27 protein-coding genes, 1 pseudogene and 1 other annotated feature are annotated in these 25543 nt (G+C 51.5%); of the genes and pseudogenes, 11 read left to right on the top strand and 17 right to left on the bottom strand.

Features of this window, described 5'->3' with window-relative positions:
- Window positions 1-300 precede the first annotated feature (300 nt).
- From ACFK9X_RS13000 to ACFK9X_RS12970, 7 genes are all read left to right on the top strand, one after another.
- Window positions 301-948, top strand: coding sequence for a YchE family NAAT transporter (locus tag ACFK9X_RS13000; protein WP_000615840.1), 648 nt, complete (start codon window positions 301-303; stop codon window positions 946-948).
- A 763-nt stretch (window positions 949-1711) separates the two neighbouring features.
- On the top strand, window positions 1712-3343 hold the full coding sequence (oppA, locus tag ACFK9X_RS12995) for an oligopeptide ABC transporter substrate-binding protein OppA (RefSeq protein WP_001527794.1): 1632 nt from the start codon (window positions 1712-1714) through the stop codon (window positions 3341-3343).
- Window positions 3344-3464: 121 nt separating this feature from the next.
- Window positions 3465-4385, top strand: coding sequence for an oligopeptide ABC transporter permease OppB (gene oppB, locus ACFK9X_RS12990; protein ID WP_000911097.1), 921 nt, complete (start codon window positions 3465-3467; stop codon window positions 4383-4385).
- 14 nt (window positions 4386-4399) lie between these two features.
- Window positions 4400-5308 carry an oligopeptide ABC transporter permease OppC gene (gene oppC, locus ACFK9X_RS12985; protein ID WP_000979653.1) on the top strand — a complete coding sequence of 303 codons (909 nt, stop codon included), beginning with the start codon at window positions 4400-4402 and terminating at the stop codon, window positions 5306-5308.
- Window positions 5309-5319: 11 nt separating this feature from the next.
- Window positions 5320-6327, top strand: coding sequence for an ABC transporter ATP-binding protein (locus ACFK9X_RS12980; RefSeq protein ID WP_151116665.1), 1008 nt, complete (start codon window positions 5320-5322; stop codon window positions 6325-6327).
- Entirely contained in the window at window positions 6324-7328 is a 1005-nt protein-coding gene (gene oppF, locus ACFK9X_RS12975; protein WP_151116663.1) for a murein tripeptide/oligopeptide ABC transporter ATP-binding protein OppF, read from the top strand. The genes ACFK9X_RS12980 and oppF overlap by 4 nt, the downstream gene beginning before the upstream one ends.
- A gap of 47 nt (window positions 7329-7375) precedes the next feature.
- Window positions 7376-8212 (top strand): ion transporter, encoded by an 837-nt coding sequence (locus ACFK9X_RS12970; protein WP_000059074.1) that lies wholly within the window; start codon window positions 7376-7378, stop codon window positions 8210-8212.
- Window positions 8213-8259: 47 nt separating this feature from the next.
- Here the strand turns inward: ACFK9X_RS12970 and ACFK9X_RS12965 are convergent.
- Both ACFK9X_RS12965 and cls read right to left on the bottom strand, forming a co-directional pair.
- A pseudogene (locus tag ACFK9X_RS12965) lies at window positions 8260-8589 on the bottom strand (HI1450 family dsDNA-mimic protein).
- A 33-nt stretch (window positions 8590-8622) separates the two neighbouring features.
- The gene (gene cls, locus ACFK9X_RS12960) at window positions 8623-10083 is read right to left on the bottom strand and encodes a cardiolipin synthase (RefSeq protein WP_000206886.1); all 1461 of its coding nucleotides are present in this window, start codon (window positions 10081-10083) and stop codon (window positions 8623-8625) included.
- 142 nt (window positions 10084-10225) lie between these two features.
- Between cls and ACFK9X_RS12955 the strand changes: the two genes are divergently transcribed.
- Window positions 10226-10399 carry a YciY family protein gene (locus tag ACFK9X_RS12955; protein WP_001531561.1) on the top strand — a complete coding sequence of 58 codons (174 nt, stop codon included), beginning with the start codon at window positions 10226-10228 and terminating at the stop codon, window positions 10397-10399.
- A 43-nt stretch (window positions 10400-10442) separates the two neighbouring features.
- Here ACFK9X_RS12955 and ACFK9X_RS12950 read toward each other — a convergent pair whose 3' ends face one another.
- Window positions 10443-10739 (bottom strand): YciI family protein, encoded by a 297-nt coding sequence (locus ACFK9X_RS12950; RefSeq protein WP_151116661.1) that lies wholly within the window; start codon window positions 10737-10739, stop codon window positions 10443-10445.
- 223 nt (window positions 10740-10962) lie between these two features.
- On the opposite strand from ACFK9X_RS12950, the gene tonB reads away from it, so the two are divergent.
- Window positions 10963-11685 carry a TonB system transport protein TonB gene (gene tonB, locus ACFK9X_RS12945; protein WP_001531563.1) on the top strand — a complete coding sequence of 241 codons (723 nt, stop codon included), beginning with the start codon at window positions 10963-10965 and terminating at the stop codon, window positions 11683-11685.
- Between the two features lie 58 nt (window positions 11686-11743).
- Here tonB and yciA read toward each other — a convergent pair whose 3' ends face one another.
- The 4 genes from yciA to ACFK9X_RS12925 form a co-directional block, all read right to left on the bottom strand.
- A complete protein-coding gene (yciA, locus tag ACFK9X_RS12940; RefSeq protein WP_000210317.1) occupies window positions 11744-12145 on the bottom strand; it encodes an acyl-CoA thioester hydrolase YciA in 402 nt (133 codons plus the stop codon).
- Window positions 12146-12305: 160 nt separating this feature from the next.
- Complete coding sequence (locus ACFK9X_RS12935) at window positions 12306-12845, bottom strand: septation protein A (protein WP_000808682.1); 540 nt, start codon at window positions 12843-12845, stop codon at window positions 12306-12308.
- 56 nt (window positions 12846-12901) lie between these two features.
- Window positions 12902-13645, bottom strand: coding sequence for a YciC family protein (locus tag ACFK9X_RS12930; RefSeq protein ID WP_151116658.1), 744 nt, complete (start codon window positions 13643-13645; stop codon window positions 12902-12904).
- A 25-nt stretch (window positions 13646-13670) separates the two neighbouring features.
- Window positions 13671-14075, bottom strand: a complete 405-nt coding sequence (locus ACFK9X_RS12925) for a YkgJ family cysteine cluster protein (protein WP_135369061.1) — start codon at window positions 14073-14075, stop codon at window positions 13671-13673.
- 337 nt (window positions 14076-14412) lie between these two features.
- On the opposite strand from ACFK9X_RS12925, the gene ompW reads away from it, so the two are divergent.
- The gene (gene ompW, locus ACFK9X_RS12920) at window positions 14413-15051 is read left to right on the top strand and encodes an outer membrane protein OmpW (RefSeq protein ID WP_000714799.1); all 639 of its coding nucleotides are present in this window, start codon (window positions 14413-14415) and stop codon (window positions 15049-15051) included.
- A gap of 81 nt (window positions 15052-15132) precedes the next feature.
- On the opposite strand, the gene ACFK9X_RS12915 is transcribed toward ompW, so the two are convergent.
- From ACFK9X_RS12915 to trpL, 10 genes are all read right to left on the bottom strand, one after another.
- Window positions 15133-16011, bottom strand: a complete 879-nt coding sequence (locus ACFK9X_RS12915) for a manganese catalase family protein (RefSeq protein WP_000488345.1) — start codon at window positions 16009-16011, stop codon at window positions 15133-15135.
- A 19-nt stretch (window positions 16012-16030) separates the two neighbouring features.
- Window positions 16031-16537 (bottom strand): ferritin-like domain-containing protein, encoded by a 507-nt coding sequence (locus ACFK9X_RS12910; RefSeq protein ID WP_001109977.1) that lies wholly within the window; start codon window positions 16535-16537, stop codon window positions 16031-16033.
- 73 nt (window positions 16538-16610) lie between these two features.
- A complete protein-coding gene (locus ACFK9X_RS12905; RefSeq protein ID WP_001022826.1) occupies window positions 16611-17114 on the bottom strand; it encodes a ferritin-like domain-containing protein in 504 nt (167 codons plus the stop codon).
- A gap of 89 nt (window positions 17115-17203) precedes the next feature.
- Entirely contained in the window at window positions 17204-17386 is a 183-nt protein-coding gene (locus ACFK9X_RS12900) for a general stress protein (protein ID WP_000807657.1), read from the bottom strand.
- Window positions 17387-17865: 479 nt separating this feature from the next.
- Window positions 17866-18672, bottom strand: a complete 807-nt coding sequence (gene trpA, locus ACFK9X_RS12895; RefSeq protein ID WP_151116656.1) for a tryptophan synthase subunit alpha — start codon at window positions 18670-18672, stop codon at window positions 17866-17868.
- Complete coding sequence (gene trpB, locus ACFK9X_RS12890; RefSeq protein ID WP_151116654.1) at window positions 18672-19865, bottom strand: tryptophan synthase subunit beta; 1194 nt, start codon at window positions 19863-19865, stop codon at window positions 18672-18674. The genes trpA and trpB overlap by 1 nt, the downstream gene beginning before the upstream one ends.
- Before the next feature lie 9 nt (window positions 19866-19874).
- Window positions 19875-21233 carry a bifunctional indole-3-glycerol-phosphate synthase TrpC/phosphoribosylanthranilate isomerase TrpF gene (gene trpCF / locus ACFK9X_RS12885; protein ID WP_151116652.1) on the bottom strand — a complete coding sequence of 453 codons (1359 nt, stop codon included), beginning with the start codon at window positions 21231-21233 and terminating at the stop codon, window positions 19875-19877.
- A 3-nt stretch (window positions 21234-21236) separates the two neighbouring features.
- Window positions 21237-22832 (bottom strand): bifunctional anthranilate synthase glutamate amidotransferase component TrpG/anthranilate phosphoribosyltransferase TrpD, encoded by a 1596-nt coding sequence (gene trpD / locus ACFK9X_RS12880; RefSeq protein WP_000763492.1) that lies wholly within the window; start codon window positions 22830-22832, stop codon window positions 21237-21239.
- The gene (locus ACFK9X_RS12875) at window positions 22832-24394 is read right to left on the bottom strand and encodes an anthranilate synthase component 1 (RefSeq protein ID WP_001194386.1); all 1563 of its coding nucleotides are present in this window, start codon (window positions 24392-24394) and stop codon (window positions 22832-22834) included. The genes trpD and ACFK9X_RS12875 overlap by 1 nt, the downstream gene beginning before the upstream one ends.
- Window positions 24395-24416: 22 nt before the next feature.
- Window positions 24417-24512, bottom strand: a sequence feature (Trp leader region).
- A complete protein-coding gene (gene trpL, locus ACFK9X_RS12870; protein WP_010989026.1) occupies window positions 24489-24533 on the bottom strand; it encodes a trp operon leader peptide in 45 nt (14 codons plus the stop codon). Its footprint overlaps the feature before it by 24 nt.
- Before the next feature lie 121 nt (window positions 24534-24654).
- Here trpL and rnm point away from each other — a divergent pair, with 121 nt between their 5' ends.
- Window positions 24655-25536 carry an RNase AM gene (gene rnm / locus ACFK9X_RS12865; protein WP_151116650.1) on the top strand — a complete coding sequence of 294 codons (882 nt, stop codon included), beginning with the start codon at window positions 24655-24657 and terminating at the stop codon, window positions 25534-25536.
- The last annotated feature ends 7 nt before the right edge of the window (window positions 25537-25543 follow it).

Here is a 25543-nt window from a genome sequence, read left to right as displayed (position 1 = left end):
ACGTCCAGGTGGCGTAAGCAAGATTACTCACTTCTGAGTAGCGATTGTGTGATCTAAATCAAGATTACGCAAAGCTGACACCTTTCAGCAGGCCATTTTAGCCTTTTATGTAAATTGTTAAGAAATCGTTGTCATGAAGAGTGAGTGGTTTAGCATAACGAGTACATATAAATAACAGCGATGAATGGATGAAATTAGGTGTAGATAAGAGGTGAACTATGCGAATAAAAGGCGTATCTTCTGCGCGTTTTGATCATTAACGAAAATTGACTTCATCCGGCTAACGCTTCGGAGCTAACCGTGATTCAACCGCTTTTTGATTTTCCTGTTTACTTTAAGTTCTTTATCGGGCTCTTTGCGCTGGTTAACCCGGTGGGGATTATTCCCGTTTTCATCAGCATGACCAGCTACCAGACGGCCACGGCGCGTAATAAAACTAACCTCACCGCGAATCTGTCGGTCGCGATTATCTTGTGGAGTTCCTTATTCCTCGGCGATGGCATCCTGCAGCTGTTTGGTATTTCTATTGATTCGTTCAGAATTGCGGGCGGTATCCTGGTTGTCACCATTGCAATGTCGATGATCAGCGGGAAGCTGGGGGAAGATAAACAAAACAAACAAGAAAAGTCAGAGACGGCCATACGCGAGAGCATTGGCGTTGTGCCGTTAGCGCTGCCGTTAATGGCAGGGCCAGGGGCGATTAGCTCCACTATCGTCTGGGGGACGCGTTATCACAGCATCGCGCATTTGCTTGGCTTTTCAGTTGCCATTGCGCTTTTTGCGCTTTGCTGCTGGGGCGTGTTCCGTATGGCGCCGTGGCTGGTTCGTTTGCTGGGGCAAACCGGCATCAACGTTATTACCCGAATCATGGGGTTGTTGTTAATGGCGCTCGGCATCGAATTTATTGTCACAGGAATAAAAGGCATTTTCCCCGGCTTGCTCAACTAAACTCCCACCTGTTGATTTACAGGCGGCGCCCTAAGGGGGCCGCCTTGTGACATTCCCACGTAACACTTCTTACTTTGATAAGCATTCAGCGTTTAAATGATAAAAAATACTAATATAATCTAACGCTATTTATTTTTATTAATCAAACTATTATCAACATTACTGAGACCGTGAGAAGCGGTAGGTCTGTTATTTTATTCACACCATACTCTGGGGCTTGATGAAGGATTATTGAAATGTTATTAGTTGTTTCAGCTCCATCGTAGATGAATGTGCTAAATAATGAGCATTTGTTAAATTTGTGTGTGTTTTCTGGCGCAGGCATAACCTACGATGCGACAGAGAGATATTTTTCTTTCAACTTATTGATTATAAAGAATAAATCAAAGATTTTTAACATTGTTTAACTGTTTTTTTGGCAGGGATTTTTCCATAAAAGAGAATTGGTTAACAAAATTGTAAAATGAATTGGCGGTTCAGAAACGCATTTGATACTTTTCGGCCAAACATTTTGCAGAAGATTTCACATTGTTGATAACTATTTTCATTTACATGGTTGTCAGAAATAACGTGCGACGTGGGCAGGTACGTCGTATACCGAATCGACGAAAGGCGATCGAACGAATCGTCAGAATAAATAAAGTCGGTGATAGCAAAAGCAGTGACAGACCTGGCAGTACACCACCAGTGCTGTACAGGAACCCTGACGGGATTAAACAGGCTGGTAAAAACCAGTAATTATAATGAGTGGAGTACAAACACAATGTCTAACATCACGAAAAAAAGTTTGATTGCAGCGGGAATACTCACTGCGCTCATCGCCGCCAGCGCCGCGACTGCGGCAGACGTGCCCGCCGGCGTTCAGTTAGCCGACAAGCAAACGTTGGTACGTAACAATGGATCAGAAGTGCAGTCTCTCGACCCGCATAAAATTGAAGGCGTGCCGGAATCGAACGTCAGCCGTGACCTCTTCGAAGGCTTATTAATTAGTGATGTTGAGGGGCATCCTTCACCGGGCGTCGCGGAAAAATGGGAAAATAAAGATTTTAAAGTCTGGACATTCCATCTACGTGAAAATGCGAAATGGTCAGATGGTACGCCCGTCACCGCCCATGATTTCGTTTATAGCTGGCAACGCCTGGCCGATCCTAATACGGCATCGCCGTACGCCAGCTATCTGCAATACGGTCATATCGCTAATATCGATGACATTATCGCCGGTAAAAAACCCGCCACCGATCTGGGGGTAAAAGCGCTTGATGATCACACCTTTGAAGTGACCTTAAGTGAGCCGGTGCCTTATTTCTACAAATTGTTGGTCCACCCTTCAGTGTCTCCTGTACCGAAATCAGCGGTCGAAAAATTTGGCGATAAGTGGACACAACCGGCCAATATTGTCACTAACGGCGCTTATAAGTTAAAAAACTGGGTGGTGAACGAACGTATCGTGCTGGAGCGTAACCCGCAATACTGGGATAACGACAAAACCGTCATCAATCAGGTAACTTATTTGCCTATCTCTTCGGAGGTGACGGATGTGAACCGCTACCGCAGCGGCGAGATCGATATGACTTATAACAATATGCCGATCGAATTATTCCAGAAACTGAAGAAAGAGATCCCGAATGAAGTCCGCGTAGACCCTTATTTGTGTACCTATTATTACGAAATTAATAATCAAAAAGCGCCGTTTAACGATGTCCGCGTGCGTACCGCGCTGAAACTGGCGTTAGATCGCGACATTATTGTTAATAAGGTTAAAAATCAGGGCGATTTACCCGCTTATAGCTATACGCCGCCGTATACTGATGGCGCAAAACTGGTAGAGCCTGAGTGGTTCAAATGGTCCCAGCAAAAGCGTAATGAAGAAGCGAAGAAATTGTTGGCTGAAGCCGGCTTTACGGCGGATAAGCCCTTAACATTCGACCTGCTGTATAACACCTCCGATCTGCATAAAAAACTGGCCATTGCCGTGGCGTCTATCTGGAAGAAAAATCTGGGCGTCAATGTGAATCTGGAGAATCAGGAATGGAAAACCTTCCTGGATACCCGTCATCAGGGCACCTTTGATGTCGCCAGAGCCGGGTGGTGCGCAGATTATAATGAACCGACCTCGTTCCTGAATACCATGTTGTCCGACAGTTCAAATAACACCGCGCATTATAAGAGCCCGGCGTTTGATAAGCTGATTGCCGACACGCTGAAAGTGGCGGACGATACGCAGCGCAGCGAACTCTACGCTAAAGCGGAGCAGCAGTTAGATAAAGACTCGGCTATTGTGCCGGTGTATTACTACGTTAACGCGCGCCTGGTGAAACCCTGGGTGGGCGGGTATACCGGTAAAGACCCGCTGGATAATATTTATGTGAAAAACTTATATATTATCAAACATTAATGGCAAGATATGGGACAACTGCGGTTGTCCCATGGTGTCTTTTTTCATCGCACTATAACTTTCCCTGGCGGATCTTTTGTCACGTCCGGGAAGTAAAGGCACAGGCCAGAAGGTACGGGCAATGTTGAAATTTATTTTACGCCGCTGTCTGGAAGCGATTCCGACGCTGTTTATTCTTATTACCATCTCTTTCTTTATGATGCGCCTCGCGCCGGGTAGCCCTTTTACTGGCGAGCGCGCATTGCCGCCGGAAGTGCTGGCCAATATTGAAGCAAAATATCATCTGAACGATCCCATCATGACGCAGTACTTCAGCTACCTGAAGCAGCTGGCGCATGGCGATTTTGGACCATCGTTTAAATACAAAGATTACACGGTCAACGATCTGGTTGCCGCCAGCTTCCCCGTTTCGGCGAAACTTGGCGCTGCCGCTTTTTTGCTGGCGGTCATTATTGGTGTCAGTGCTGGCGTGATTGCCGCGCTAAAGCAAAATACGCGATGGGATTATACGGTGATGGGATTTGCCATGACCGGCGTCGTTATCCCCAGTTTTGTGGTAGCGCCGCTACTGGTGATGGTCTTTGCAATAACCTTGCAATGGCTGCCTGGCGGCGGCTGGAACGGCGGGGCGTTAAAATTTATGATCCTGCCGATGGTCGCGCTTTCACTGGCCTATATTGCCAGCATCGCTCGTATTACGCGCGGCTCAATGATTGAAGTTCTGCATTCGAACTTTATTCGTACCGCGCGGGCAAAAGGATTACCGATGCGCAGAATCATCTTCCGCCATGCGTTAAAACCTGCGCTGCTGCCGGTTTTATCCTATATGGGGCCAGCCTTTGTCGGCATTATTACCGGCTCAATGGTGATTGAAACTATTTATGGCTTACCGGGCATTGGGCAGCTTTTCGTTAATGGCGCGCTCAACCGCGATTACTCGCTGGTGTTAAGTTTGACCATTCTAGTCGGGGCGCTGACCATATTATTTAACGCCATTGTCGATGTGCTCTATGCCGTTATCGACCCGAAAATTCGCTATTGATACTGGAGCTCGCGATGATGTTAAGTAAGAAAAACAGCGAGACGCTGGAAAATTTCAGTGAAAAGCTGGAGGTGGAAGGTCGCAGCCTTTGGCAAGATGCCCGTCGGCGCTTTATGCATAACCGTGCGGCGGTGGCCAGTCTTATTGTCCTGTTTCTGATAGCCCTGTTCGTGACAGTGGCGCCTATGCTGTCGCAATTTACCTATTTCGATACCGACTGGGGCATGATGTCCAGTGCGCCGGATATGGCGTCCGGTCACTATTTCGGCACTGACTCTTCCGGGCGCGATCTGTTGGTGCGCGTTGCCATCGGCGGGCGTATCTCATTAATGGTCGGGATTGCCGCCGCGCTGGTGGCGGTCATTGTCGGAACGCTGTATGGCTCGCTGTCCGGCTATCTGGGCGGCAAAATTGATTCTGTGATGATGCGTTTGTTGGAGATCCTCAACTCGTTCCCGTTTATGTTCTTTGTGATTTTGCTGGTGACGTTTTTTGGGCAGAACATTCTGTTGATTTTCGTCGCCATCGGCATGGTCTCCTGGCTTGATATGGCGCGTATCGTGCGTGGCCAAACCCTAAGTCTTAAACGTAAAGAATTCATCGAAGCCGCGCAGGTGGGTGGTGTGTCGACTGCCAGCATTGTGATCCGCCATATTGTGCCTAACGTCCTGGGCGTAGTGGTAGTGTATGCATCGTTGCTGGTGCCCAGCATGATTCTGTTTGAGTCTTTCCTCAGTTTCCTGGGGCTTGGGACGCAGGAACCGTTAAGCAGTTGGGGAGCGTTATTGAGCGATGGCGCAAATTCAATGGAAGTCTCACCGTGGCTGCTGCTGTTTCCGGCTGGCTTTCTCGTGGTGACGTTATTCTGTTTTAACTTTATTGGCGATGGCCTGCGTGATGCCCTCGACCCGAAAGATCGTTAAGGAGTACAGCCATGAGCTTATCAGAAACCGCAACTCAGGCGCCGCAACCGGCGAATGTACTGCTGGAGGTAAACGATCTTCGTGTTACGTTCGCTACGCCTGATGGCGATGTGACGGCGGTCAACGATCTGAACTTTACGCTTCGCGCTGGAGAAACGTTAGGTATTGTTGGCGAGTCTGGATCGGGGAAATCGCAAACGGCGTTCGCATTAATGGGACTGCTGGCGACGAATGGTCGAATCGGCGGTTCCGCGACCTTCAACGGACGTGAAATTCTTCATCTACCTGAGCGCGAACTGAATACGCTGCGCGCAGAACAGATTTCGATGATTTTTCAGGACCCGATGACCTCGCTAAATCCTTATATGCGCGTTGGGGAGCAGTTAATGGAAGTCCTGATGCTGCATAAAGGGGTGAGCAAAGCGGAAGCTTTTGAAGAGTCCGTCAGAATGCTGGATGCCGTAAAAATGCCGGAAGCGCGCAAACGGATGAAAATGTACCCGCACGAATTTTCCGGCGGAATGCGTCAACGTGTGATGATTGCGATGGCGCTGTTGTGCAGGCCGAAACTGCTTATTGCCGATGAGCCTACCACCGCGCTTGATGTTACCGTGCAGGCGCAGATTATGACCTTGCTTAATGAGCTAAAGCGCGAATTTAATACCGCCATTATCATGATTACCCACGATCTGGGCGTGGTCGCGGGTATTTGCGATAAGGTCCTGGTAATGTATGCCGGGCGTACCATGGAATACGGTAAGGCGCGCGATGTCTTTTATCAGCCCGTTCATCCGTATTCGATAGGCTTGCTTAATGCGGTGCCGCGTCTGGATAGCGAGGGGGCGGAAATGTTGACGATTCCGGGCAATCCTCCCAATTTATTGCGTTTGCCTAAAGGTTGTCCGTTCCAGCCGCGTTGTCCTCATGCGATGGAGATCTGCAATAATGCGCCGCCACTTGAAGCGTTTAGTCCTGGTCGCTTGCGCGCCTGTTTTAAACCGGTGGAGGAACTGCTATGAATGCTGTGATTGAACAACGTAAAGTTCTCCTCGAAATCGCCGATCTGAAAGTACATTTTGATATCAAAGAAGGGAAGCAGTGGTTCTGGCAACCGCCGAAAACTCTGAAAGCGGTGGACGGCGTTACGCTACGCCTGTATGGAGGCGAAACGCTTGGCGTGGTGGGTGAATCCGGCTGCGGCAAGTCGACGTTTGCGCGCGCCATTATTGGTCTGGTGAAGGCGACAGACGGTAAAGTCGCCTGGCTGGGAAAAGATCTGTTGGGCATGAAAGCGGATGAGTGGCGCGAAGTGCGCAGCGATATCCAGATGATTTTCCAGGACCCGCTGGCGTCACTCAACCCGCGAATGACGATTGGCGAAATTATCGCGGAACCGCTGCGCACTTATCATCCTAAACTTTCGCGCCAGGACGTGCGTGACCGCGTGAAAGCCATGATGCTGAAAGTGGGGCTGCTGCCGAATCTCATCAACCGTTATCCCCATGAATTTTCCGGGGGGCAGTGCCAGCGCATCGGTATCGCCCGGGCGTTGATCCTGGAACCTAAGCTCATTATTTGCGATGAGCCGGTGTCGGCGCTGGACGTTTCTATTCAGGCGCAGGTGGTGAATTTGCTCCAGCAGTTACAGCGAGAGATGGGGCTGTCGTTGATTTTTATTGCGCACGACCTGGCGGTCGTAAAGCACATATCCGATCGTGTCCTGGTGATGTATCTCGGTCATGCAGTAGAATTGGGCACCTATGATGAGGTGTACCATAATCCACTGCATCCTTATACCAAAGCGCTGATGTCGGCGGTACCGATTCCCGATCCCGATCTGGAGCGAAATAAGAAGATACAATTGCTGGAGGGCGAATTACCTTCGCCCATTAACCCGCCTTCCGGCTGCGTGTTCCGTACACGCTGTCCGCTAGCCGGGCCAGAATGCGCGCAAACGCGACCGGTGCTGGAAGGAAGTTTTCGCCATGCCGTTTCCTGCCTTAAAGTAGACCCGTTATAATCGCAAGGGCTGACAATTCGTCAGCCCTTCTTTTAGGTGAGGTTACCGTGTCACTTTCTTTGTCGTCGGTTCGCCGTCGTCTTTATCATAATCTGTTCGATTTGACTACGCGCTCAGGTCGCCGTTTTGAAGGGTTATGCGCGCTGTTTGCGCTGCTTAGCGTACTGGTCATTTTTGTTGAATCAGGCGTAGGAACGGAATATCACCTGACATTTGATGAATGGCATATTTTTGTCTGGCTGGAGCTCTGCGTTACCCTGATATTTACCGGTGAATACTTGCTCAGACTGTTTAGCTGGCCCGAACCGGCAAAATACGTTTTTAGTTTCTGGGGATTTATTGATCTGGTGACGATTTTGCCGCTGTACGTCATGTGGCTGTGGCCGGAAATTAGTCTGAACTATATGTTTGCCTGGCGTGCTATGCGAGCGATTCGCGTGCTGCGTATTCTTAAACTGCTACGCTTTATGCCATCCCTGCGCGTATTCTGGAGCGCCATTATTAGCGCGCGTCATCAGCTTATTCTGTTCTATTCATTTATTGCGATCGTGATGATTATTTTCGGTGCCCTGATGTATCTTATTGAAGGACCGAAATATGGCTTCACGACGCTTAATGCCTCGGTGTATTGGGCGATAGTGACAGTCACAACCGTGGGGTACGGTGATATTACGCCGCATACGCCGCTGGGACGTATTGTCGCGTCGGTGCTTATTTTGATTGGTTATTCGGTGATTGCGATTCCTACAGGACTGATTACCACGCACATGAGCAGCGCGTTTCAAAAACGTCACTGGCAGCGAAAATGTCCGCAGTGCCAGCAAAGCCAGCATGAACATAGCGCGCAATATTGTAACCGATGCGGCAGTAAGCTACCGGATTAAACAGGCTTGCCGGAGGGCGCAATCAGACGCCATCCGGCCTGAACCGCTTATTCGCGCCAGAGAATATGGCACAGCTTGTGGTCCTTTTCCCGGCACAGCAGAACGCGGGCGAAAATGTCGTTAATTTCGCCGTCTTCGGTATCCGCCAGGCCAATTACCACCTCGGCAAAAAAGTCTGGATTCAGGTCAAAATCGACGTGCTCTTGTCAGTCTTCAGCGGGATCAAACAACTCCGCGCCGCCGCGCTCCTCGAATTGCAAATTGAACAGAATGATATCAGCCGGATCAAGATTATCCGCCGCCAGCTCAAGAAAAATATCGTAAGCCTGCTCAAGCGTTTCGTCTTCAGTCAGGCGATTGTTCAGATCCATTTCCATAGTGACTACCTGTTTACTCATGTTGGTCACGTTTTACAGCAATGGACTAAAGAAGTAAAACAATCGCTCGGTAATACGCTGCCATAACGGACGTTTTACCCACAAACGCGCATCTAACAGGCGGGAGCGCGAAATATAATCGTCCTGTACCGCAGCCAGATCGGCGCCGAAACCCGTATCATCAATGACCAGCGTAATCTCGAAATTAAGCCACAGGCTACGCATGTCGAGATTCACGGTACCGACTAGGCTCAGTTCGCCATCGACCAGCACGCTTTTGGTATGTAACAGCCCGCCTTCGAACTGATAGATTTTCACGCCCGCCGCCAGTAACTCGCTAAAAAAGGCGCGACTGGCCCAGCCGACGAGCAGTGAATCATTTTTACGGGGCAGGATAATACTGACATCCACGCCGCGCTGCGCAGCGGTACAAATAGCGTGCAGCAGATCGTCGCTGGGGACGAAATATGGCGTGGTCATAATTAAATATTCGCGCGCAGCATAGGTGGCGGTTAATAGTGCCTGGTGAATGAGATCTTCCGGAAAACCAGGGCCGGAAGCAATGGTATGAATGGTATGCCCGCTGGCCTGCTCAAACGGCATAATATTCACATCCGGCGGGGGAGGCAGAATGCGTTTACCCGTCTCGATTTCCCAATCGCAGGAGTAAACAATCCCCATTGCTGTCGCCACGGGGCCCTCCATCCGCGCCATCAAATCGACCCATTGCCCAACGCCGGCATCCTGTTTGAAAAAACGCGGGTCCACCATATTCATACTGCCGGTATAGGCGATGTAATTGTCAATCATCACCATTTTACGGTGCTGGCGAAGATCCATACGGCGTAAAAAGACGCGCATCAGATTCACCTTCAGCGCCTCTACGACTTCAATGCCAGCGTTACGCATCATGGCCGCCCAGGGGCTGCGGAAGAAAGCGACGCTACCCGCGGAATCCAGCATAAGCCGGCAGTGGATGCCGCGGCGGGCGGCGGCCATTAGCGATTCAGCGACCTGATCCGCCATGCCGCCTGGCTGCCAGATGTAAAACACCATTTCGATATTATGCCGCGCCAGTTGGATATCGCGAATAAGCGCCTGCATGACATCATCGGAGTCGGTAAGCAATTGCAACTGGTTGCCTTTGACGCCCGCAATCCCCTGACGTCGTTCGCACAGCTTAAACAAGGACGATGCGACGCTACTGTTTTCTTGCGCGAAAATGTGTTTGCAGGCTTTGAGGTCATTCAACCATTTGGCGGTAGACGGCCACATGGCGCGGGCACGCTCGGCGCGACGTTTGCCTAAATGCAATTCGCCCACGGACAAATAGGCGATGATCCCGACCAGCGGAAGGATATAGATGATTAACAACCAGGCCATTGCGGAGGGAACTGCGCGCCGTTTCATTAGAATACGTAATGTGACGCCGGCAATGAGAACCCAGTATCCCAAAATGACCAGCCAACTCACCACGGTGTAGAAGGTTGTCATAACTTTAAAAATCCTTTAGAAAGCGTGTTGTTAAGAGTTTACGCGTCAGGATTCACATGGCAAATAAAAACACGGGAAAAGCGCTGGTCTGCATCCGGCGAGGGGGTATAATGGCGCTTCTGTTACAGTGAGAGTCGTAAACATGAAGCGTAGTAGAACGGAAGTGGGGCGCTGGCGAATGCTACGTCAGGCGAGCCGCCGTAAAGCGCGTTGGCTTGAAGGGCAATCACGCCGTAATATGCGTATCCATACCATCAGGAAATGCATCTTTAATCGTCAGCGTAATTCATTACTCTTTGCGATTCACGGTGTGTGAGCCAGAAAGGGCACCGTATGCGGTGCCCAACAGGCCATTCTTTTCAAAAGATCTTCTTATATGGTTTGACCGAAACCTGCGCATAGACGCCCGCTGCGACGTAGGGGGCCGCATCAGCCCAGGATTGCGCCGCTTCTAAAGATTCAAATTCAGCAATCACCGTTGACCCGGTAAATCCGGCTACCCCAGGATCGTTACTGTCCACTGCGGGCATCGGCCCGGCAGTTAATAATCGCCCTTCATCATGCAGAAGTTGCAGGCGCGCCAGATGCGCGGGCCGTACCGAGAGGCGTTTTTCAAGCGAGTTGGCATTATCCTGAGCGTAAATAACATACAGCACGGGTAGAGCTCCTTAATCGGTAAAAGTTGCTGATTACGTTATTGGAAAGGGCATTTAACTGCAATGTAAAGATACCGACTTTGTTAAACATGCACATTTTGTGTGGTGTTTTTGCGCGATATCATCTTTTAAATGCCGCTATCGGCAATGCCTTATTGAATATGATTGCTATTTGCATTTAAAATTCAGCTCTGGTTTTTCAACTGAAACGATTATGACTTCAATGACCCTTGATTTACCTCGTCGCTTTCCCTGGCCGACACTCCTTTCCGTAGGCATTCATGGTGCTGTAGTGGCAGGTTTGCTCTATACCTCGGTACATCAGGTTATTGAATTGCCTGCGCCAGCGCAGCCTATCACGGTGACAATGGTTTCACCCGCCGACCTGGAGCCGCCCCAGGCGGTTCAGCCGCCGCCGGAGCCGGTGGTTGAACCCGAACCGGAGCCAGAGCCGATCCCTGAACCGCCTAAAGAAGCGCCCGTGGTGATTGAGAAACCCAAACCTAAGCCAAAACCCAAGCCAAAACCGAAACCGGTGAAAAAGGTTGAAGAGCAGCCGAAGCGCGAAGTCAAACCAGCCGCGCCGCGTCCTGCCTCACCGTTTGAAAATAGCGCCCCGGTGCGGCCAACAAGCAGCACCGCATCGGCGACCAGCAAGCCCGCGGTGAGCGTGCCCACTGGACCTCGCGCTCTGAGCCGTAACCAGCCGCAGTATCCGGCGCGAGCACAGGCGTTACGTATTGAAGGCCGCGTAAAGGTGAAGTTTGACGTGACCTCTGCTGGGCGAGTGGAAAATGTACAGATTCTATCCGCGCAGCCAGCCAATATGTTTGAGCGTGAAGTTAAGAATGCGATGCGCAAATGGCGCTATGAAGCAGGCAAGCCGGGTTCCGGGCTGGTGGTCAATATTATCTTCCGTCTGAACGGTACGGCGCAGATTGAGTAATCTCTGGCGCCGCCAGTAGGAATATACCATCACCTGCTGGCGGCGTAAGCGGGTATACTTAACCCTGAACCGGGAGCGGGCGAGGTTTACCGTCCGGATCGACGGCAACATAAATAAACAGCGCCTCGGTGGCCTTGTAGCGCTGTCCAATCGGTTCTGACGCGACTTTTTTCACCCAGACTTCAATATTGATGCTAATAGACGTCGTACCGCGTTTAACGCAGCGCGCGTAGCAGCATACGACATCGCCAACCGCGACGGGGCGCAGAAATGTCATTCCTTCCACGCGTACGGTTACAACCCGACCGTGCGCGATCTCTTTGGCCAGTATCGCGCCGCCAATATCCATTTGCGACATCAGCCAGCCGCCAAAAATATCGCCGTTCGCATTGGTATCGGCAGGCATGGCCAATGTACGTAAAACCAGCTCGCCCTGAGGAGTATTATCCATTGTTGTCATTGTAAAACCGACTATCAGAAAAAATTACAGCCGCGATGCTACTATGAATTTTGTGTGGAGAATAGTGGGAATAAAGGTACTGACGGGAAAGCGCAGGGCGTAAAGGCGAAGAAAATATCGCCAGGCGTTCGCAGTCTGGCGATGATAAGTCACGGGAGGGTTATGATTTATCTTCCTGTGGCAGATGCCGGTAGATATAGACGCCGCTCAGCAGGGTAAAAATGAGCGTCAGCGCCGTGAGTCCAAAGACCTTAAAGTTGACCCAGATATTTTGCGGCAACCAGAAGGCGATATAAATGTTAGCCAGACCGCACGCAATAAAAAACAGCGCCCACGCCAGGTTCAGCTTTGACCAGACCTGCTGCGGCAACGCCAGTTCTTTACCTAACATACGTTGGATTAACGGTTTTTTCATCACCCACTGGCTTATTAACAGCGCACCGGCGAACAGCGCATAAATAACCGTCACCTTCCATTTAATAAATTCATCGTTATGGAAGAAGAGCGTCAGACCGCCGAAGACGGCAACCAGAACAAAGGTAATCAGCGCCATCTTCTCTATTTTCCGATAGCGCACCCAGCTATAAATCAGCACGATTGCCGTCGCGACAATCAGTGCGGAGGTCGCCGCATAGATGTCATAAAGTTTATAAAACGCAAAAAAGACAACCAGCGGTAAAAAATCCAGAAACTGCTTCATTCTTCGATTCCATCATCAACGAGCGTCGAATGCGCCGCGTAACGGCGCATTGCGGATTATTGGCGAATCAACATATACAGGCGGAATAAGTAGATAAGCAATACTGCGGAAATCAGATTACTCAACGTATTCGCCAGTACAGCGCCTACATTTGGGGTCAGTACAGCGAAGCTGGGCGCGAACAGCAATAGCAATGTTTTAGCCAGTAACCAGCCTATCACCGCGGGCGCGACCAGTCTCATGTTAGCCCAGGCTAAACGCATACTGCTGCGCATTGCGGCAAACACGCCCATTTTCTCTTCAACCAACATCACTGGCGCAAACGCCAGCACAATGGCTATAATAATCCCCGGAACGACAATCAGCATTATACCGATTTGCACTAACAGGGTAGTCAGAAAAATGAGAATAAACAGTTTAGGCAATGCAGGGGCGCTGGCGCCGATAGCACGCAGCGCGCTAACCCGATGTCCCGCTGAAACTAACTGAATCATCAGGATGATACCGCCGGCCAGAATAGCGTTGCCGATAAGCCCGGAAAACGTCGAGGCGGCAGAGGCGCGCAACAGGATCTGCTGCTGCTCCGGCGTCATATTTTGTACCAGCTCAAACAGGCCAGCGCTGCCTGCCAGATGTTCTCCTTCACTGAGTTGCGCGATTTGCGCATCGCTGGGTGAAAAGGCATGACCTAAGACCACCGTGATAAATGCGCACAGCAACGAAACCAGCAAGATAGTAATAAATTGATTTCGGAAAAAATTTCCGGCGTCACGGTAAACGGACTTCGCCGTGATAGACATGCACTCTCCTTGAGTTTTGCAGGTGTTAATTTGCGGGCAATTGTACCCTGGATAACTCTACAGTGGCAGCATCAGCAGTTGTATGGAAAAGCATATCTTTGTAAAGCGGCGGTAATCCGTATCGCGCGCGGGCGCGATTGCACGCCTCATTCACTTCGCCTCCTTCGCCCGATATCGAAAATTCGCGGCAGGTTGAAGGGCGGTTTTCATAAATAGCGCAACTGACGTTTTCACCCGGCTTGCCAATTAGCGCTTTACAGTGCGGCTGTTTTTGGTTGGTACCGGCCATACAACGTAAAAAAGGGGTAACGGGCTCGGTTAATGACGCCGGAACGCGTCCGCTGGCATCGTCGCCTTCAGCCCAATAAAAGGAGACACGAAAATAGGCACAACAGGCACCGCATGTCATGCATGGGTTAAGAACGCTCATGATTCACCTGCAAAAAACTCACGTATCAATAGATTACAACGGAAATTAATCTGTCCCGCAGTGTTCGCGAATCTTAACGCCACGCGCCATTGCGGGACATTGATTACCTTAGCCAGCCTTTATCGCCAGGGCAACAGGAGCAGACAAATATTTGCATAGCGTGAATATGTCAAAATTGATCTGAATTCCTATAACCAGGATTTTCAATACAAGTTCTAAATTAATCTGGATCAATAAATGTTAAATTATAAGAACAAATGTGATCTGTGTTAGATCACTTATTACTTCATTGTGGGTATATTCATCACGCTTTTATAACCATAACGATGGAGCGGGTATGAAAAAATTTACAGTGGCGGCACTGGCGTTAACAACTCTTCTCTCAGGCAGCGCTTTCGCGCACGAAGCCGGAGAATTCTTTATGCGTGCAGGTCCGGCAACCGTCAGACCTACAGAAGGGGCGGGTGGTACGCTGGGGCATTTAAACGGGTTTGATGTGAGTAATAACACGCAACTCGGCCTGACATTCACTTACATGGCGACGGACAATATCGGGGTTGAATTGCTGGCGGCCACGCCGTTCCGCCATAAGGTGGGTACGGGCGCGACGGGAGATATCGCCACGGTTCACCTGTTACCGCCAACGTTAATGGCGCAGTGGTACTTCGGCGATTCCAGCAGCAAAGTGCGTCCTTATGTCGGCGTGGGGGTGAACTACACCACCTTCTTCGATAACGACTTTAACGATAATGGTAAAAATGCCGGGCTGTCCGATCTGAGCTTTAAGGACTCCTGGGGCGCGGCAGGGCAAGTTGGGGTAGATTACCTGATTAACCGCGACTGGTTAATTGGCGCCTCTGTCTGGTACATGGATATTGATACTACCGCCAATTATAAAATGGGCGGCGTTCAGCATCATGACAGCGTGCGTCTGGACCCATGGGTATTTATGTTCTCGGCAGGCTATCGTTTCTAATCGCGTGATGTTGTGACGAAAAAAGACCCCGCCAGGCGGGGTCAAAAAAGGACATGACACACGGATTTTACTTGTCGGAACTCACTTGTCTTCTTTCGGTTCGCCGCAGCCTAGTTCTGCGCCAGTGAGAGGATCAACGGTGGGGTCCGATTTCGTTCTTTCTGCCATCGCTTTGAGCAGCGCCAACTGCTCGCGCGGCAATTTCACTGTCGCCAGGCCATCGCCGCCATCAACAGCAGGCATCGGTTCTGCGACATAGTTGAAGTTCTCATCGCTATTCCAGCTACCTCGCGGATCGTCGCCTTGCGACATGTTGTAGTACACATCGGTATACTGTTCTACCGGCGGTAATTTACCCGGCGGGAAGTTGTTACGAATCGAATACAGCGCCTTTTCAAAAGAGAGCTGGTGCGCGACTTCACGGGTCATTAAGAAACTGAGCGTGTCTTTTACGCCAGGATCGTCGGTCAGGTTAATCAGGCGTTCATAAATAATCTTCGCTCGCGCCTCTGCCGCGATGTTTGAGCGTAGATCGGCTGTGACTTCGCCGATAGTATCAATATAAGCCGCAGTCCACGGTACGCCGCCGGAGTTCGTCAACGCAGGGCCGCCGCCATACAGCAGAGAGGTGATATGGCTGTCATTACCATTCTGCGTCAACGAGCGATAAAGTTCCGCTTCGCTTTCGATGCCTTCCGCCAGCTCGCCTTTAGCGCCTTTATTAAGCATTCCTACCAGTGAGCCGATAATTTCCAGATGACTCAGCTCCTCGGTGGCGATGTCCATTAACATCTCTCTACGACCGGCATCATCATCGCTTAAACCTTGCGTGAAGTAGCGGCAGGCGGCCGCCAGTTCGCCCTGCGGGCCGCCAAACTGTTCCAGCAGCAGGTTCGCTAATCCAGGATTAGGTTCGCTCACTCGCACAGTATATTGAAGTTGTTTTACGTGTCGAAACATATTGCCTCCTGCTTATTATTTATTTTTTGGCTTCAACGCCATCTGCTTCAGATCGCAGTAAAAATTGTTCCGTTGTCTGCGGAATATGTTTGATAAGCCAGTCAGCCATTTGCATTTCTTCTTTCAGAATGGCTTCAATCGTTGGAATTGAGGCAGTGTCGCCAGCTTTTTTTGCCGCCGCCAGCAGGGAGGTATAACAAGCAATTTCGAACTGCTCGAAAACATAACCGCTAATTGAGCCTTTGACAATTTCATCGGAAGGGAACATGCCACCGATAGATTGCCCCATTGCTGCCATTTTACTCATGGAGTCTTTCAACACCGAACGGGAAATGCCATTACGGTCCAACACTTCTTCGAGCATGGTAATTTGATGTTTGGTTTCACTAATATGTTGTTCAATTCTGGCTTTTATATCAGGATAATTTTCAATACGGCTGGCCATAGATTCAAGCATCGATTCTGCCTGTTTTTCCATGGCATGGGCGTCACGAAGCCAGTCATGATAATGTTCAGTATAATTCATTTTACATTCCTCAATGCGTGATAATCTGCTCCGATAATAAAATCGGAATCATGCAAGCTGATAATTAAAAATATTATTTCGATTTGCGTTCAGCACTTTTATTAACATTGCTGACTGCTAAATCGGTAAGTTTTAAATCAGTTTGTTTTTCCTCGTCGAGGGTTTCTTTGAGCAGTTTTAATGCTTTGCTATAGCCAAGCTGCTCGGCCAGGGTGGCTAGCGTGCCGTAGCTGGCGATTTCGTAATGCTCGACTTTTTGCGCCGCGGCGATAAGCGCTGCATCGCGTACTTCGTTTTTCTCCGTACTTTCGATGACTTCATTGGCTTCTTCAATCAGCCCTTCCATAGCGACGCATTTCATTCTTTTCAGTTTAATGCCAGATTCAGATTCGACGATCTGATCAATACGTTCAATCTGACCCTGGGTTTCTTCAAGATGAGATTGAAAGGCCTGGCTTAATTTTTCATTGGACGTGGCTCTGGCTAGTTTAGAAAGAGCCTTGGTTAATTGTTTTTCTGCACTATAGGTATCTGAAAGTAGATGGATAAAAAGGTCTTCAACGGTTTTAATATTCATAAATCTAATTCTCCTGGGCAAAATACTGCGAGCCAGAAGACTCGCAGATTGCTTGATAAAAGCATGTGTTATATTTACATTACAGTAAATCAGGAATTATCGGATTTACGTCCGCCGTGACTATTCTGACCACCTTTTTTACCGGCTTCAGAAGCTCGTTGCGGATCGTTTTTGAAATTCCCGCCGCTATGCTGACCGCCTTTGCGGCCCGCTTCAGATGCTTTTTCACGATTCTCGGCGAAATTTCCTGAACCACCACGATGTTCGGCCATATTATTTCTCCTGTCTCGTTGCTTGCTGAAAAAATCGGTTTTAACCGTGTCGACACCCTATTAAAATTAGTTGGTTAAACCGATTAGTCAAATTGACGGAAATAGTTGTGATTTACCGCGTAAATAACGCACAAAAAATGGTTTAGAGATAATATATTCTATATTTTCTTTTAGAATAAGCGATTTAACAGAAAATGCTTTGCATTGTTATTAATAACAAGCGTCACTATCTGCAGCCATAGAAACGTTAATGCATTGTTTGTTGACATTTCTTTACATAAAGGCGGGGGAAATTGACGTGAAAACGCTAAATTTTTCGGCGTGATTAGGAGTTTTCTTAGCAAAAATTGACTTCAGACTTTTTGAAAGCTGGACGGGGAATAACACCAAAAAGATTGATGATGTACGCCTGAATCGTGATTCTGGTTCGGCGCCAGCCACTCATTAAGCCGCCAGCGTTATGCTGACGGCTTAACCCGTTATGCGCGGCTGGCGGCTTTCATCGCTGAGACAAAGGACCTGAGCTCCGCCAACATCTGTTCGGGAGACGCGAGGTTTTTCTCGATAATCTTGACAATGGCTGAGCCGGAGATAGCGCCAGCCGCCCCGGCACGCACGGCCGCAGACACCTGTTCCGGCGAGGAGATACCGAAGCCCTGTAACGCAGGCGCGGCATGGTACTCTTTAAGCTTCTCAATGAGATGATGCAACGGCAATGCGCCACGGTTTTCCGCGCCGGTGACGCCCGAACGCGAAAGCAGGTAGGTGTAACCGCGGCCGTAAGATGCGACCTGGCGCAGAAGATCGTCATCCGCATTTGGCGGGCAGATGAAGATCGGCGCGATATTATGCCGTAACGCCGCCTGGCGGAAGGGGGCCGATTCTTCAACCGGGACATCTGCGACCAGCACGGAATCTACGCCAACCTGTTCACAACGGGCATAGAATGCATTTATGCCGTTATTGAACACCAGATTCGCGTACATTAGCAGGCCAATCGGAATGGTCGGGTGTTTTTCACGAATCAGCGCCAGCATTTCAAAACACTGAGCCGGCGTGATGCCAGCGGCGAAGGCGCGTAAGTTCGCATTCTGGATGGTAGGGCCATCGGCCAGCGGATCGGAGAAGGGAACCCCCAGTTCCAGAGCGTCGGCGCCAGCGTCAATCAGTGTGTCGATAATTTTCAGTGACTGTTCAATGCCAGGGTCGCCCAGGGTCACGAAGGGGACAAAAGCGCCTTCCCGGCGATCGTTGAGCTGTGCAAATAAATTTTCGTAGCGTTCCATCAGATTTCCCCTCGCGCTTTCAGGATATCGTGTACGGTAAAGATGTCTTTATCACCGCGGCCAGAGAGATTGACCACCAGCAGTTGCTCTTTTTCCGGCTGCTCGCGCATCATTTTCAGAGCGTGCGCCAACGCGTGGGAGGATTCCAGCGCCGGGATAATTCCCTCATGGCGGCACAACGTTTTGAAGGCTTCCAGCGCCTCATCATCGGTAATGGAGACATAATCCGCGCGTCCGATGCTGTTCAGGTACGCATGTTGCGGCCCAACGGATGGGAAATCGAGCCCGGCGGAAATGGAATAGGACTCTTCAATTTGCCCGTCTGCTGTTTGCATCATCGGCGCTTTCATCCCGAAATAGATGCCAACGCGACCATGTTTAAGCGGCGCGCCATGCTCGTCGGTTTCAATACCGTGACCGCCAGGTTCAACGCCTATTAGCCCGACGCTGGTATCATTAATAAAATCCGCAAACATCCCGATAGCGTTTGAGCCGCCACCGACGCAAGCGATAACGGCATCTGGCAGACGGCCCTCTTTGTCGAGGATTTGCGCTTTCGTCTCTTCGCCAATCATGCGCTGGAACTCGCGAACGATGGTGGGATAGGGATGCGGTCCTGCCGCCGTGCCGAGCATATAGTGCGCGGTTTCGTAACTACCGGACCAGTCGCGCAGCGCCTCGTTACAGGCATCTTTTAGCGTAGCGGAGCCGCTATGAACCGGGATGACCTCAGCGCCCATCAGACGCATACGGAAGACGTTCGGCGACTGGCGCTCAACGTCTTTGGCGCCCATATAGATACGGCATTTCAGACCCAGCAGGGCGCTAGCGAGTGCAGAGGCGACGCCGTGCTGGCCGGCGCCGGTTTCAGCGATAATCTCGCTTTTCCCCATCCGTTTGGCCAGCAGCGCCTGACCCAGTACCTGATTGGTTTTGTGTGCGCCGCCGTGCAGTAAATCTTCGCGCTTTAAATACAACGTGGTACGCGTACCGGCGGTAATGTTCTGGCATTTCGTCAGTGCGGTGGGGCGTCCCGCGTAGTTTTTTAGCAGATCGGCGAATTGCGCCTGAAATTCAGGATCTTTTTGCGCGCTGACGAAGGCCTCTTCAAGCTGGTTCAGCGCAGGCATCAGGATCTGCGGCACATACATGCCGCCGAATTCACCAAAGTAGGGATTGAGAAGTGTTGTCATGTTTTTTCCTTAATATGCGCGCAGTGTCTGAAAAACTGAGGCCAGAAGACGAGCATCTTTGATGCCCGGCTGTGACTCCACACCTGAATTAAAATCGAGACCGGCACAGCCGACTTGCGCCGCCTGGACGCAGTTATCGGCCGCCAGCCCGCCCGCCAGTAATACATTATCCAGCGGTTGCCCCTGTAGCAGTGACCAGTCGAAGCGCTGCCCGCTGCCGCCTTGCCCATTGTCGAAAATGTATTTATCGACATGGTGATAATCGCGTGCGGGAAGGGCATCGCTAACGCTCAGCGCCTTCCAGATTTGCACATTGCGCGGCAACGCCTCGCGCAGCGCGTTGACATACGCCTGGTCTTCGCTGCCATGTAGCTGTACGGCAGAAAGCGACAGGACGGCGGCTTTCTGGCAAACATCGGCGATATCAGCGTTCTTGAAAACGCCGACATACTGCAATGGCGCGCCGCTTATCACTTCTCGCGCCTGCTCAACGCTAACCGCGCGCGGAGATGAGGGCACAAAAATCAACCCGCCATATATTGCGCCAGCGTCACAGGCCGCTTTAGCGTCCTGGGCGCGGGTCAGGCCGCAGACTTTATTTTCGCCAAGCAGCACGCGACGGACGGCGGCGTTAAGATCGTCATGCGCCATTAACGCGGAGCCAATTAAAAAACCGTTGGCGAAGTGGCTCAGTTCGCGTACCTGACCATAGCTGTTAATCCCGGACTCGCTGATGACAGTCACGCCGTGGCCCAGTTTTGGCGCCAGCTGGCGGGTGCGATTCAAATCAATCGACAGATCGCGCAGATCGCGATTGTTGATACCTACCACTTTTGCGCCTAACGCTATCGCGCGCTCCCGTTCTTCGTCATTACTGACCTCCGTGAGCACGCCCATTTTCAGACTGTGCGCGACGGCGGAGAGTTGGCGATACTGTTCGTCATCCAGAACCGAGAGCATCAGTAAACAGGCATCGGCCTGATAGTAACGGGCAAGGTAGATCTGATAGGGATCGATAATAAAATCCTTACACAGAATCGGCTGCGGCGCGCTTTGGCTAACGACCGGCAGAAAATCGAAGCTCCCCTGAAAATATTTTTCGTCGGTGAGCACCGAGATTGCCGAGGCGTAATGTTGATAAATACTGGCAATACGCGCCGGATCGAAATCGTCGCGAATCACGCCTTTTGATGGCGATGCTTTCTTACACTCCAGAATAAAGGCGGTACGCGCGCCCTGGAGCGCATCATAAAAATGGCGTGTACTTGGCTGGATCTCATTTTGAAAGCTGGCCAGCGGCTGTTGCTGTTTGCGGGCTTCTACCCAAATCGCCTTGTCTGCGACGATTTTCGCTAAAACGGTTTGCATTATTTACCCTCTTGCCGCCAGTGCGGTGACTCTGTCATATGCGGTGCCGTTGCGCAGAACATCAAGCACGGTTTGCGCGTTGGCCTTGAGATCTTCCTGACCATGCAGACGCATCAGCATCGCCACGTTGGCGGCGACGGCGGCCTCATGCGCGGCATCGCCTTTACCTTGTAATAACCGCGTCAGAATGTCACGGTTTTCTTCCGGCGTGCCGCCAGCCAACTGATCCTGATGGTAAGGCGTCAGGCCAAAATCCTCCGCCGTAAGTTGATAGCTTTTAATTTCGCCGTCATGCAGCTCCGCGACAATCGTCGGCGCATGGAGCGAAACCTCATCCATGCCGCCGCTATGTACCACCGCCGCGCGCTGATAGCCCAGTACCCGTAAGGTTTCCGCAATCGGCAGCACCAGTTCCGGGCTATAGACGCCAATCAATGCCAGCGGCGGATGCGCCGGGTTGATCAGCGGGCCGAGTACGTTGAACAGGGTTCGCGTTTTTAACTGTTGGCGAACCGGCATCGCGTGACGGAATCCGGTGTGATATTTCGGCGCAAACAGGAAACAGACGCCCAGTTCATCTAACGCCTGACGTGATTTATCGGCGTTCATATCCAGATTAATACCGAACGCCGCCAGCAGATCGGATGACCCCGATTTGCTGGACACGCTACGGTTGCCGTGTTTCGCCACTTTCAGTCCACAGGCCGCTGCGACAAAGGCGCTGGCGGTAGAGATATTGATACTGTTACTGCCATCGCCGCCGGTACCAACGATATCCGCAAACAGATACTCCGGGCGCGGGAACGGGGCGGCATTTTCCAGCAACGCAGTGGCGGCGCCGGCAATTTCATTGGGATGCTCGCCGCGAATTTTCATGCTCACCAGCGCGGCGGCGAGCTGTTCAGGCTTAAGTTCGCCGCGGACGACCGCCGAAAACAACTGGTGGCTCTCTTGCTGCGTCAGAGTTTGCGCCTGATAGAGTTTCTCCAGAATCGGCTGTAGGGTGTTTGTCGGTTCCAGCTTTTGCTGCGCCCAGGCTAATGTTTGCTCCAGCAGACGCGCGCCCTGCGTCGTCAGGATGGACTCAGGATGAAATTGAAAACCGCAAACGCGATCCGCATCATGACGTACCGCCATCACCATGCCGTTGAAATGGGCGTTAATGGTCAGCCCGGCAGGAACATTACTGCCGACCAGCGAATGATAACGCGCGACCGGTAGCGGATTCGCCAGCCCGGCGAACATCGCCTGACCGTCATGCTCAATGCTGGAGGCTTTGCCATGCAGGATTTCTCCCGCCTGACCGACATAACCGCCGTAAGCTTCGACAATCGCCTGATGCCCCAGACAAATGCCGATGATCGGCAACTTGCCGCGTAGTCGGGTCAGCAGCTCCGGCATACAGCCTGCCTCGCTGGGAACGCCCGGACCGGGGGAGAGCATTAGCACCGGATTTTTCATTGTCGCCAGGCGATCGATAAGCGTCTGCGCCGGAATATGGTTACGGTAAATCACCACGTTATGACCGTTGGTCCGTAGCTGATCTGCCAGGTTCCAGGTAAACGAGTCGATGTTATCGAGCAGCAGAATATCAGCCATCAGAAGGTCTCCTGTGCATGATGCGCGGTGGCGATAGCACGCAATACGGCGCGCGCTTTATTACGGGTTTCATCGGCTTCAGACTGCGGAACCGAGTCCAGTACAATTCCGGCGCCCGCCTGTACGGTGGCGATACCGTTTTCCACCAGCGCGGAGCGGATAACAATACAGGTGTCCAGATCGCCGTGGGCGGTGAAGTAACCGACCGCGCCGCCATAGCTGCCGCGGCGCTGTCCTTCCGCATCGGCAATCAACTGCATGGCGCGTACTTTCGGCGCGCCGCTCAGGGTGCCCATGTTCATGCAGGCGCGATAGGCGTGCAGCGCGTCGAGATCGTGACGCAGTTCGCCCACTACCCGGGAAACCAGATGCATCACGTACGAATAGCGGTCAACTTTTGTCAGATCGGCAACGTAGCGACTGCCCGGCGTACAGATGCGCGCCAGGTCATTGCGCGCCAGATCGACCAGCATCAGATGTTCGGAAAGCTCTTTATGGTCGGTACGCATGTCCAGCTCAATACGGCTGTCGAGATCTCTGTCCAGCGTACCATCGGCGCGGCGACCGCGTGGACGGGTACCCGCGATGGGATAAATCTCAATCTGACGGCTGGCTGCGTCATATTTCAGCGAGCTTTCCGGCGACGCGCCGAAAAGCGTGAAATCATTATCCTGCATAAAGAACATATATGGGCTGGGGTTGCTCTTTTTCAGCACGTAGTAGGCAGCCAACGGCGACGGGCAGGGCAGTGAAAAGCGGCGCGACGGCACCACCTGAAATATCTCGCCCGCGCGGATGGCTTTTTGCAACTGGCGTACCACCGCGCCGAACGCGTCATCGCTCTGATTGCATTCGCAACGCATGTCCGGCACCGGCGTGACCGGCAACGGCGGCGCAGGCTGGGTTAACTGTTGGCTAAGGTACGCCAGGCGGGCGTTGAGGCGCTGTTTTTCCCGGTCGCTGGCGGTGAACAGACTGGCCTGAATACGGGTGCTTTTTTTCTGATGATCTATCACCATCAGCGTTTCCGCTAAATAAAAGCAGTAGTCCGGGCAGTTATTGCCAGCCTCAAGGTGTGGCAGCGCTTCAAAGCCAGCGACCAGGTCGTAGGCAAACAGACCGCCGAAAAACATAGCCTCCCGCTCTTGCGTCGGTATGTTCACCACTCCCTGTAACAGACGGAACGCATCAAATACCGACAGAGAGCATAAACGGGCGTCTTCATCTAATAATGGGCTGACGGGCGGGAAGCGTAGAACGCGACCGGCAGGCAGGACTTCGTTCTCCACGCCAGCGGGCAGGGCGGTATCCAGTAGCGGCAATAACGAGGCGCCATTATCAGATAACGCCTGAATAGTGACAGTGTCACCTAAAGCGGTAATGCGCAGCGCGCTATCTACCAGCAGCAGGCTTTTTAAATCATCTTTACTGTCGATATCCGCGGATTCCAGCAGCAGCGTTGCCGGGCGATCGCCGCAGACCTGGTGAAAAAGCGCCGTTGGGTTTTCCCGATAGGCGGCATCGCAGGTCAACAGTTCGAGCGTGGGTTTTGGTGTTTGCATGGTTATTCTCATTATTTTGTTCAAAAAAAAGCCCGCTTAACAGGCGGGCCGGGTATCGTTTGGCTGATTACAGCTGTTCATACACCGCCCGCTATCAGGAAGTGCGCCACCAACCGTGTAATGCAAATGTCGCTGCCATTTTAGATACCCTCTTCATGTGAACTTTCGTACTAGTTAACTAGTACGATGGAATAATGTCAACACCTATTTCAGTATATTTGCCGGAACCGTTATGATGTACATGACATAACTTTATCTCTATGGGAGCCGCCTTGAGCGACACGAATTACGCAGTGATTTACGATCTGCACAGTCATACCACGGCGTCCGATGGACTGTTGACGCCAGAAACATTAGTACACCGTGCGGTAGAGATGCGAGTCGGCACGCTGGCGATTACCGATCATGACACCACAGCCGCGATTCCTGCGGCAAGAGAAGAAATTTCACGTTCCGGACTGGCCCTGAATCTTATTCCCGGCGTGGAGATTTCAACGGTCTGGGAGAATCATGAGATTCACATTGTGGGTCTGAATATTGATATTGCGCACCCGGCAATGCGCGATTTTCTGGCGCAGCAGACAGAGCGGCGTCAGGCACGCGGTCGGCTCATTGCGGAGCGTCTGGAAAAAGCCCATATTCCCGGCGCGTGGGAAGGGGCATTGAGACTGGCCAATGGCGGCGCGGTGACGCGCGGCCACTTCGCCCGCTTTCTGGTGGAGTGCGGCAAAGCCGCGACCATGGCGGATGTTTTTAAAAAATATCTCGCGCGTGGGAAAACCGGTTACGTTCCGCCGCAGTGGTGTACAATAGAACAAGCTATTGATGTCATTCATCATTCTGGCGGTAAGGCGGTGTTGGCCCATCCGGGATGCTACGACCTTAGCGCTAAGTGGCTGAAAAGATTAGTGGCGCATTTTGCCGACCATCACGGCGACGCGATGGAAGTGGCGCAGTGCCAACAATCGCCCAATGAACGCACCCAACTGGCGACGCTTGCGTGTCAGCATCATTTATGGGCATCGCTTGGATCTGATTTCCATCAGCCCTGCCCGTGGATTGAGTTGGGGCGTAAACTCTGGCTGCCCGCTGGCGTTGAAGGCGTATGGCAGACATGGGAACAGCCGCAAATATCACAGTGAGGGAAGT

Source organism: Salmonella sp. WC3 (assembly GCF_042932255.1).
GTDB classification, from domain to species: Bacteria; Pseudomonadota; Gammaproteobacteria; order Enterobacterales; family Enterobacteriaceae; genus Salmonella; species Salmonella enterica.
This window is presented reverse-complemented; position numbering and strand designations above follow the sequence as displayed.

What these genes read in the sequence shown, in the direction of transcription:
- oppA (WP_001527794.1), top strand. Translation starts at nt 1,712, where the DNA reads ATGTCTAACATCACGAAAAAAAGTTTGATTGCAGCGGGAATACTCACT.
- trpB (WP_151116654.1), bottom strand. Translation starts at nt 19,865, where the DNA reads ATGACAACACTTCTCAATCCCTACTTTGGTGAATTCGGCGGCATGTAT.
- oppF (WP_151116663.1), top strand. Translation starts at nt 6,324, where the DNA reads ATGAATGCTGTGATTGAACAACGTAAAGTTCTCCTCGAAATCGCCGAT.
- ACFK9X_RS12925 (WP_135369061.1), bottom strand. Translation starts at nt 14,075, where the DNA reads ATGAGCGTTCTTAACCCATGCATGACATGCGGTGCCTGTTGTGCCTAT.
- ACFK9X_RS12930 (WP_151116658.1), bottom strand. Translation starts at nt 13,645, where the DNA reads ATGTCTATCACGGCGAAGTCCGTTTACCGTGACGCCGGAAATTTTTTC.
- ACFK9X_RS12980 (WP_151116665.1), top strand. Translation starts at nt 5,320, where the DNA reads ATGAGCTTATCAGAAACCGCAACTCAGGCGCCGCAACCGGCGAATGTA.
- oppB (WP_000911097.1), top strand. Translation starts at nt 3,465, where the DNA reads ATGTTGAAATTTATTTTACGCCGCTGTCTGGAAGCGATTCCGACGCTG.
- trpD (WP_000763492.1), bottom strand. Translation starts at nt 22,832, where the DNA reads ATGGCTGATATTCTGCTGCTCGATAACATCGACTCGTTTACCTGGAAC.
- ACFK9X_RS12955 (WP_001531561.1), top strand. Translation starts at nt 10,226, where the DNA reads ATGAAGCGTAGTAGAACGGAAGTGGGGCGCTGGCGAATGCTACGTCAG.
- yciA (WP_000210317.1), bottom strand. Translation starts at nt 12,145, where the DNA reads ATGACAACAATGGATAATACTCCTCAGGGCGAGCTGGTTTTACGTACA.
- ACFK9X_RS12910 (WP_001109977.1), bottom strand. Translation starts at nt 16,537, where the DNA reads ATGAATTATACTGAACATTATCATGACTGGCTTCGTGACGCCCATGCC.
- ACFK9X_RS12900 (WP_000807657.1), bottom strand. Translation starts at nt 17,386, where the DNA reads ATGGCCGAACATCGTGGTGGTTCAGGAAATTTCGCCGAGAATCGTGAA.
- rnm (WP_151116650.1), top strand. Translation starts at nt 24,655, where the DNA reads ATGGGAGCCGCCTTGAGCGACACGAATTACGCAGTGATTTACGATCTG.
- ACFK9X_RS12905 (WP_001022826.1), bottom strand. Translation starts at nt 17,114, where the DNA reads ATGAATATTAAAACCGTTGAAGACCTTTTTATCCATCTACTTTCAGAT.
- ompW (WP_000714799.1), top strand. Translation starts at nt 14,413, where the DNA reads ATGAAAAAATTTACAGTGGCGGCACTGGCGTTAACAACTCTTCTCTCA.
- cls (WP_000206886.1), bottom strand. Translation starts at nt 10,083, where the DNA reads ATGACAACCTTCTACACCGTGGTGAGTTGGCTGGTCATTTTGGGATAC.
- oppC (WP_000979653.1), top strand. Translation starts at nt 4,400, where the DNA reads ATGATGTTAAGTAAGAAAAACAGCGAGACGCTGGAAAATTTCAGTGAA.
- ACFK9X_RS12935 (WP_000808682.1), bottom strand. Translation starts at nt 12,845, where the DNA reads ATGAAGCAGTTTCTGGATTTTTTACCGCTGGTTGTCTTTTTTGCGTTT.
- ACFK9X_RS12875 (WP_001194386.1), bottom strand. Translation starts at nt 24,394, where the DNA reads ATGCAAACACCAAAACCCACGCTCGAACTGTTGACCTGCGATGCCGCC.
- tonB (WP_001531563.1), top strand. Translation starts at nt 10,963, where the DNA reads ATGACCCTTGATTTACCTCGTCGCTTTCCCTGGCCGACACTCCTTTCC.
- trpA (WP_151116656.1), bottom strand. Translation starts at nt 18,672, where the DNA reads ATGGAACGCTACGAAAATTTATTTGCACAGCTCAACGATCGCCGGGAA.
- trpCF (WP_151116652.1), bottom strand. Translation starts at nt 21,233, where the DNA reads ATGCAAACCGTTTTAGCGAAAATCGTCGCAGACAAGGCGATTTGGGTA.
- ACFK9X_RS12915 (WP_000488345.1), bottom strand. Translation starts at nt 16,011, where the DNA reads ATGTTTCGACACGTAAAACAACTTCAATATACTGTGCGAGTGAGCGAA.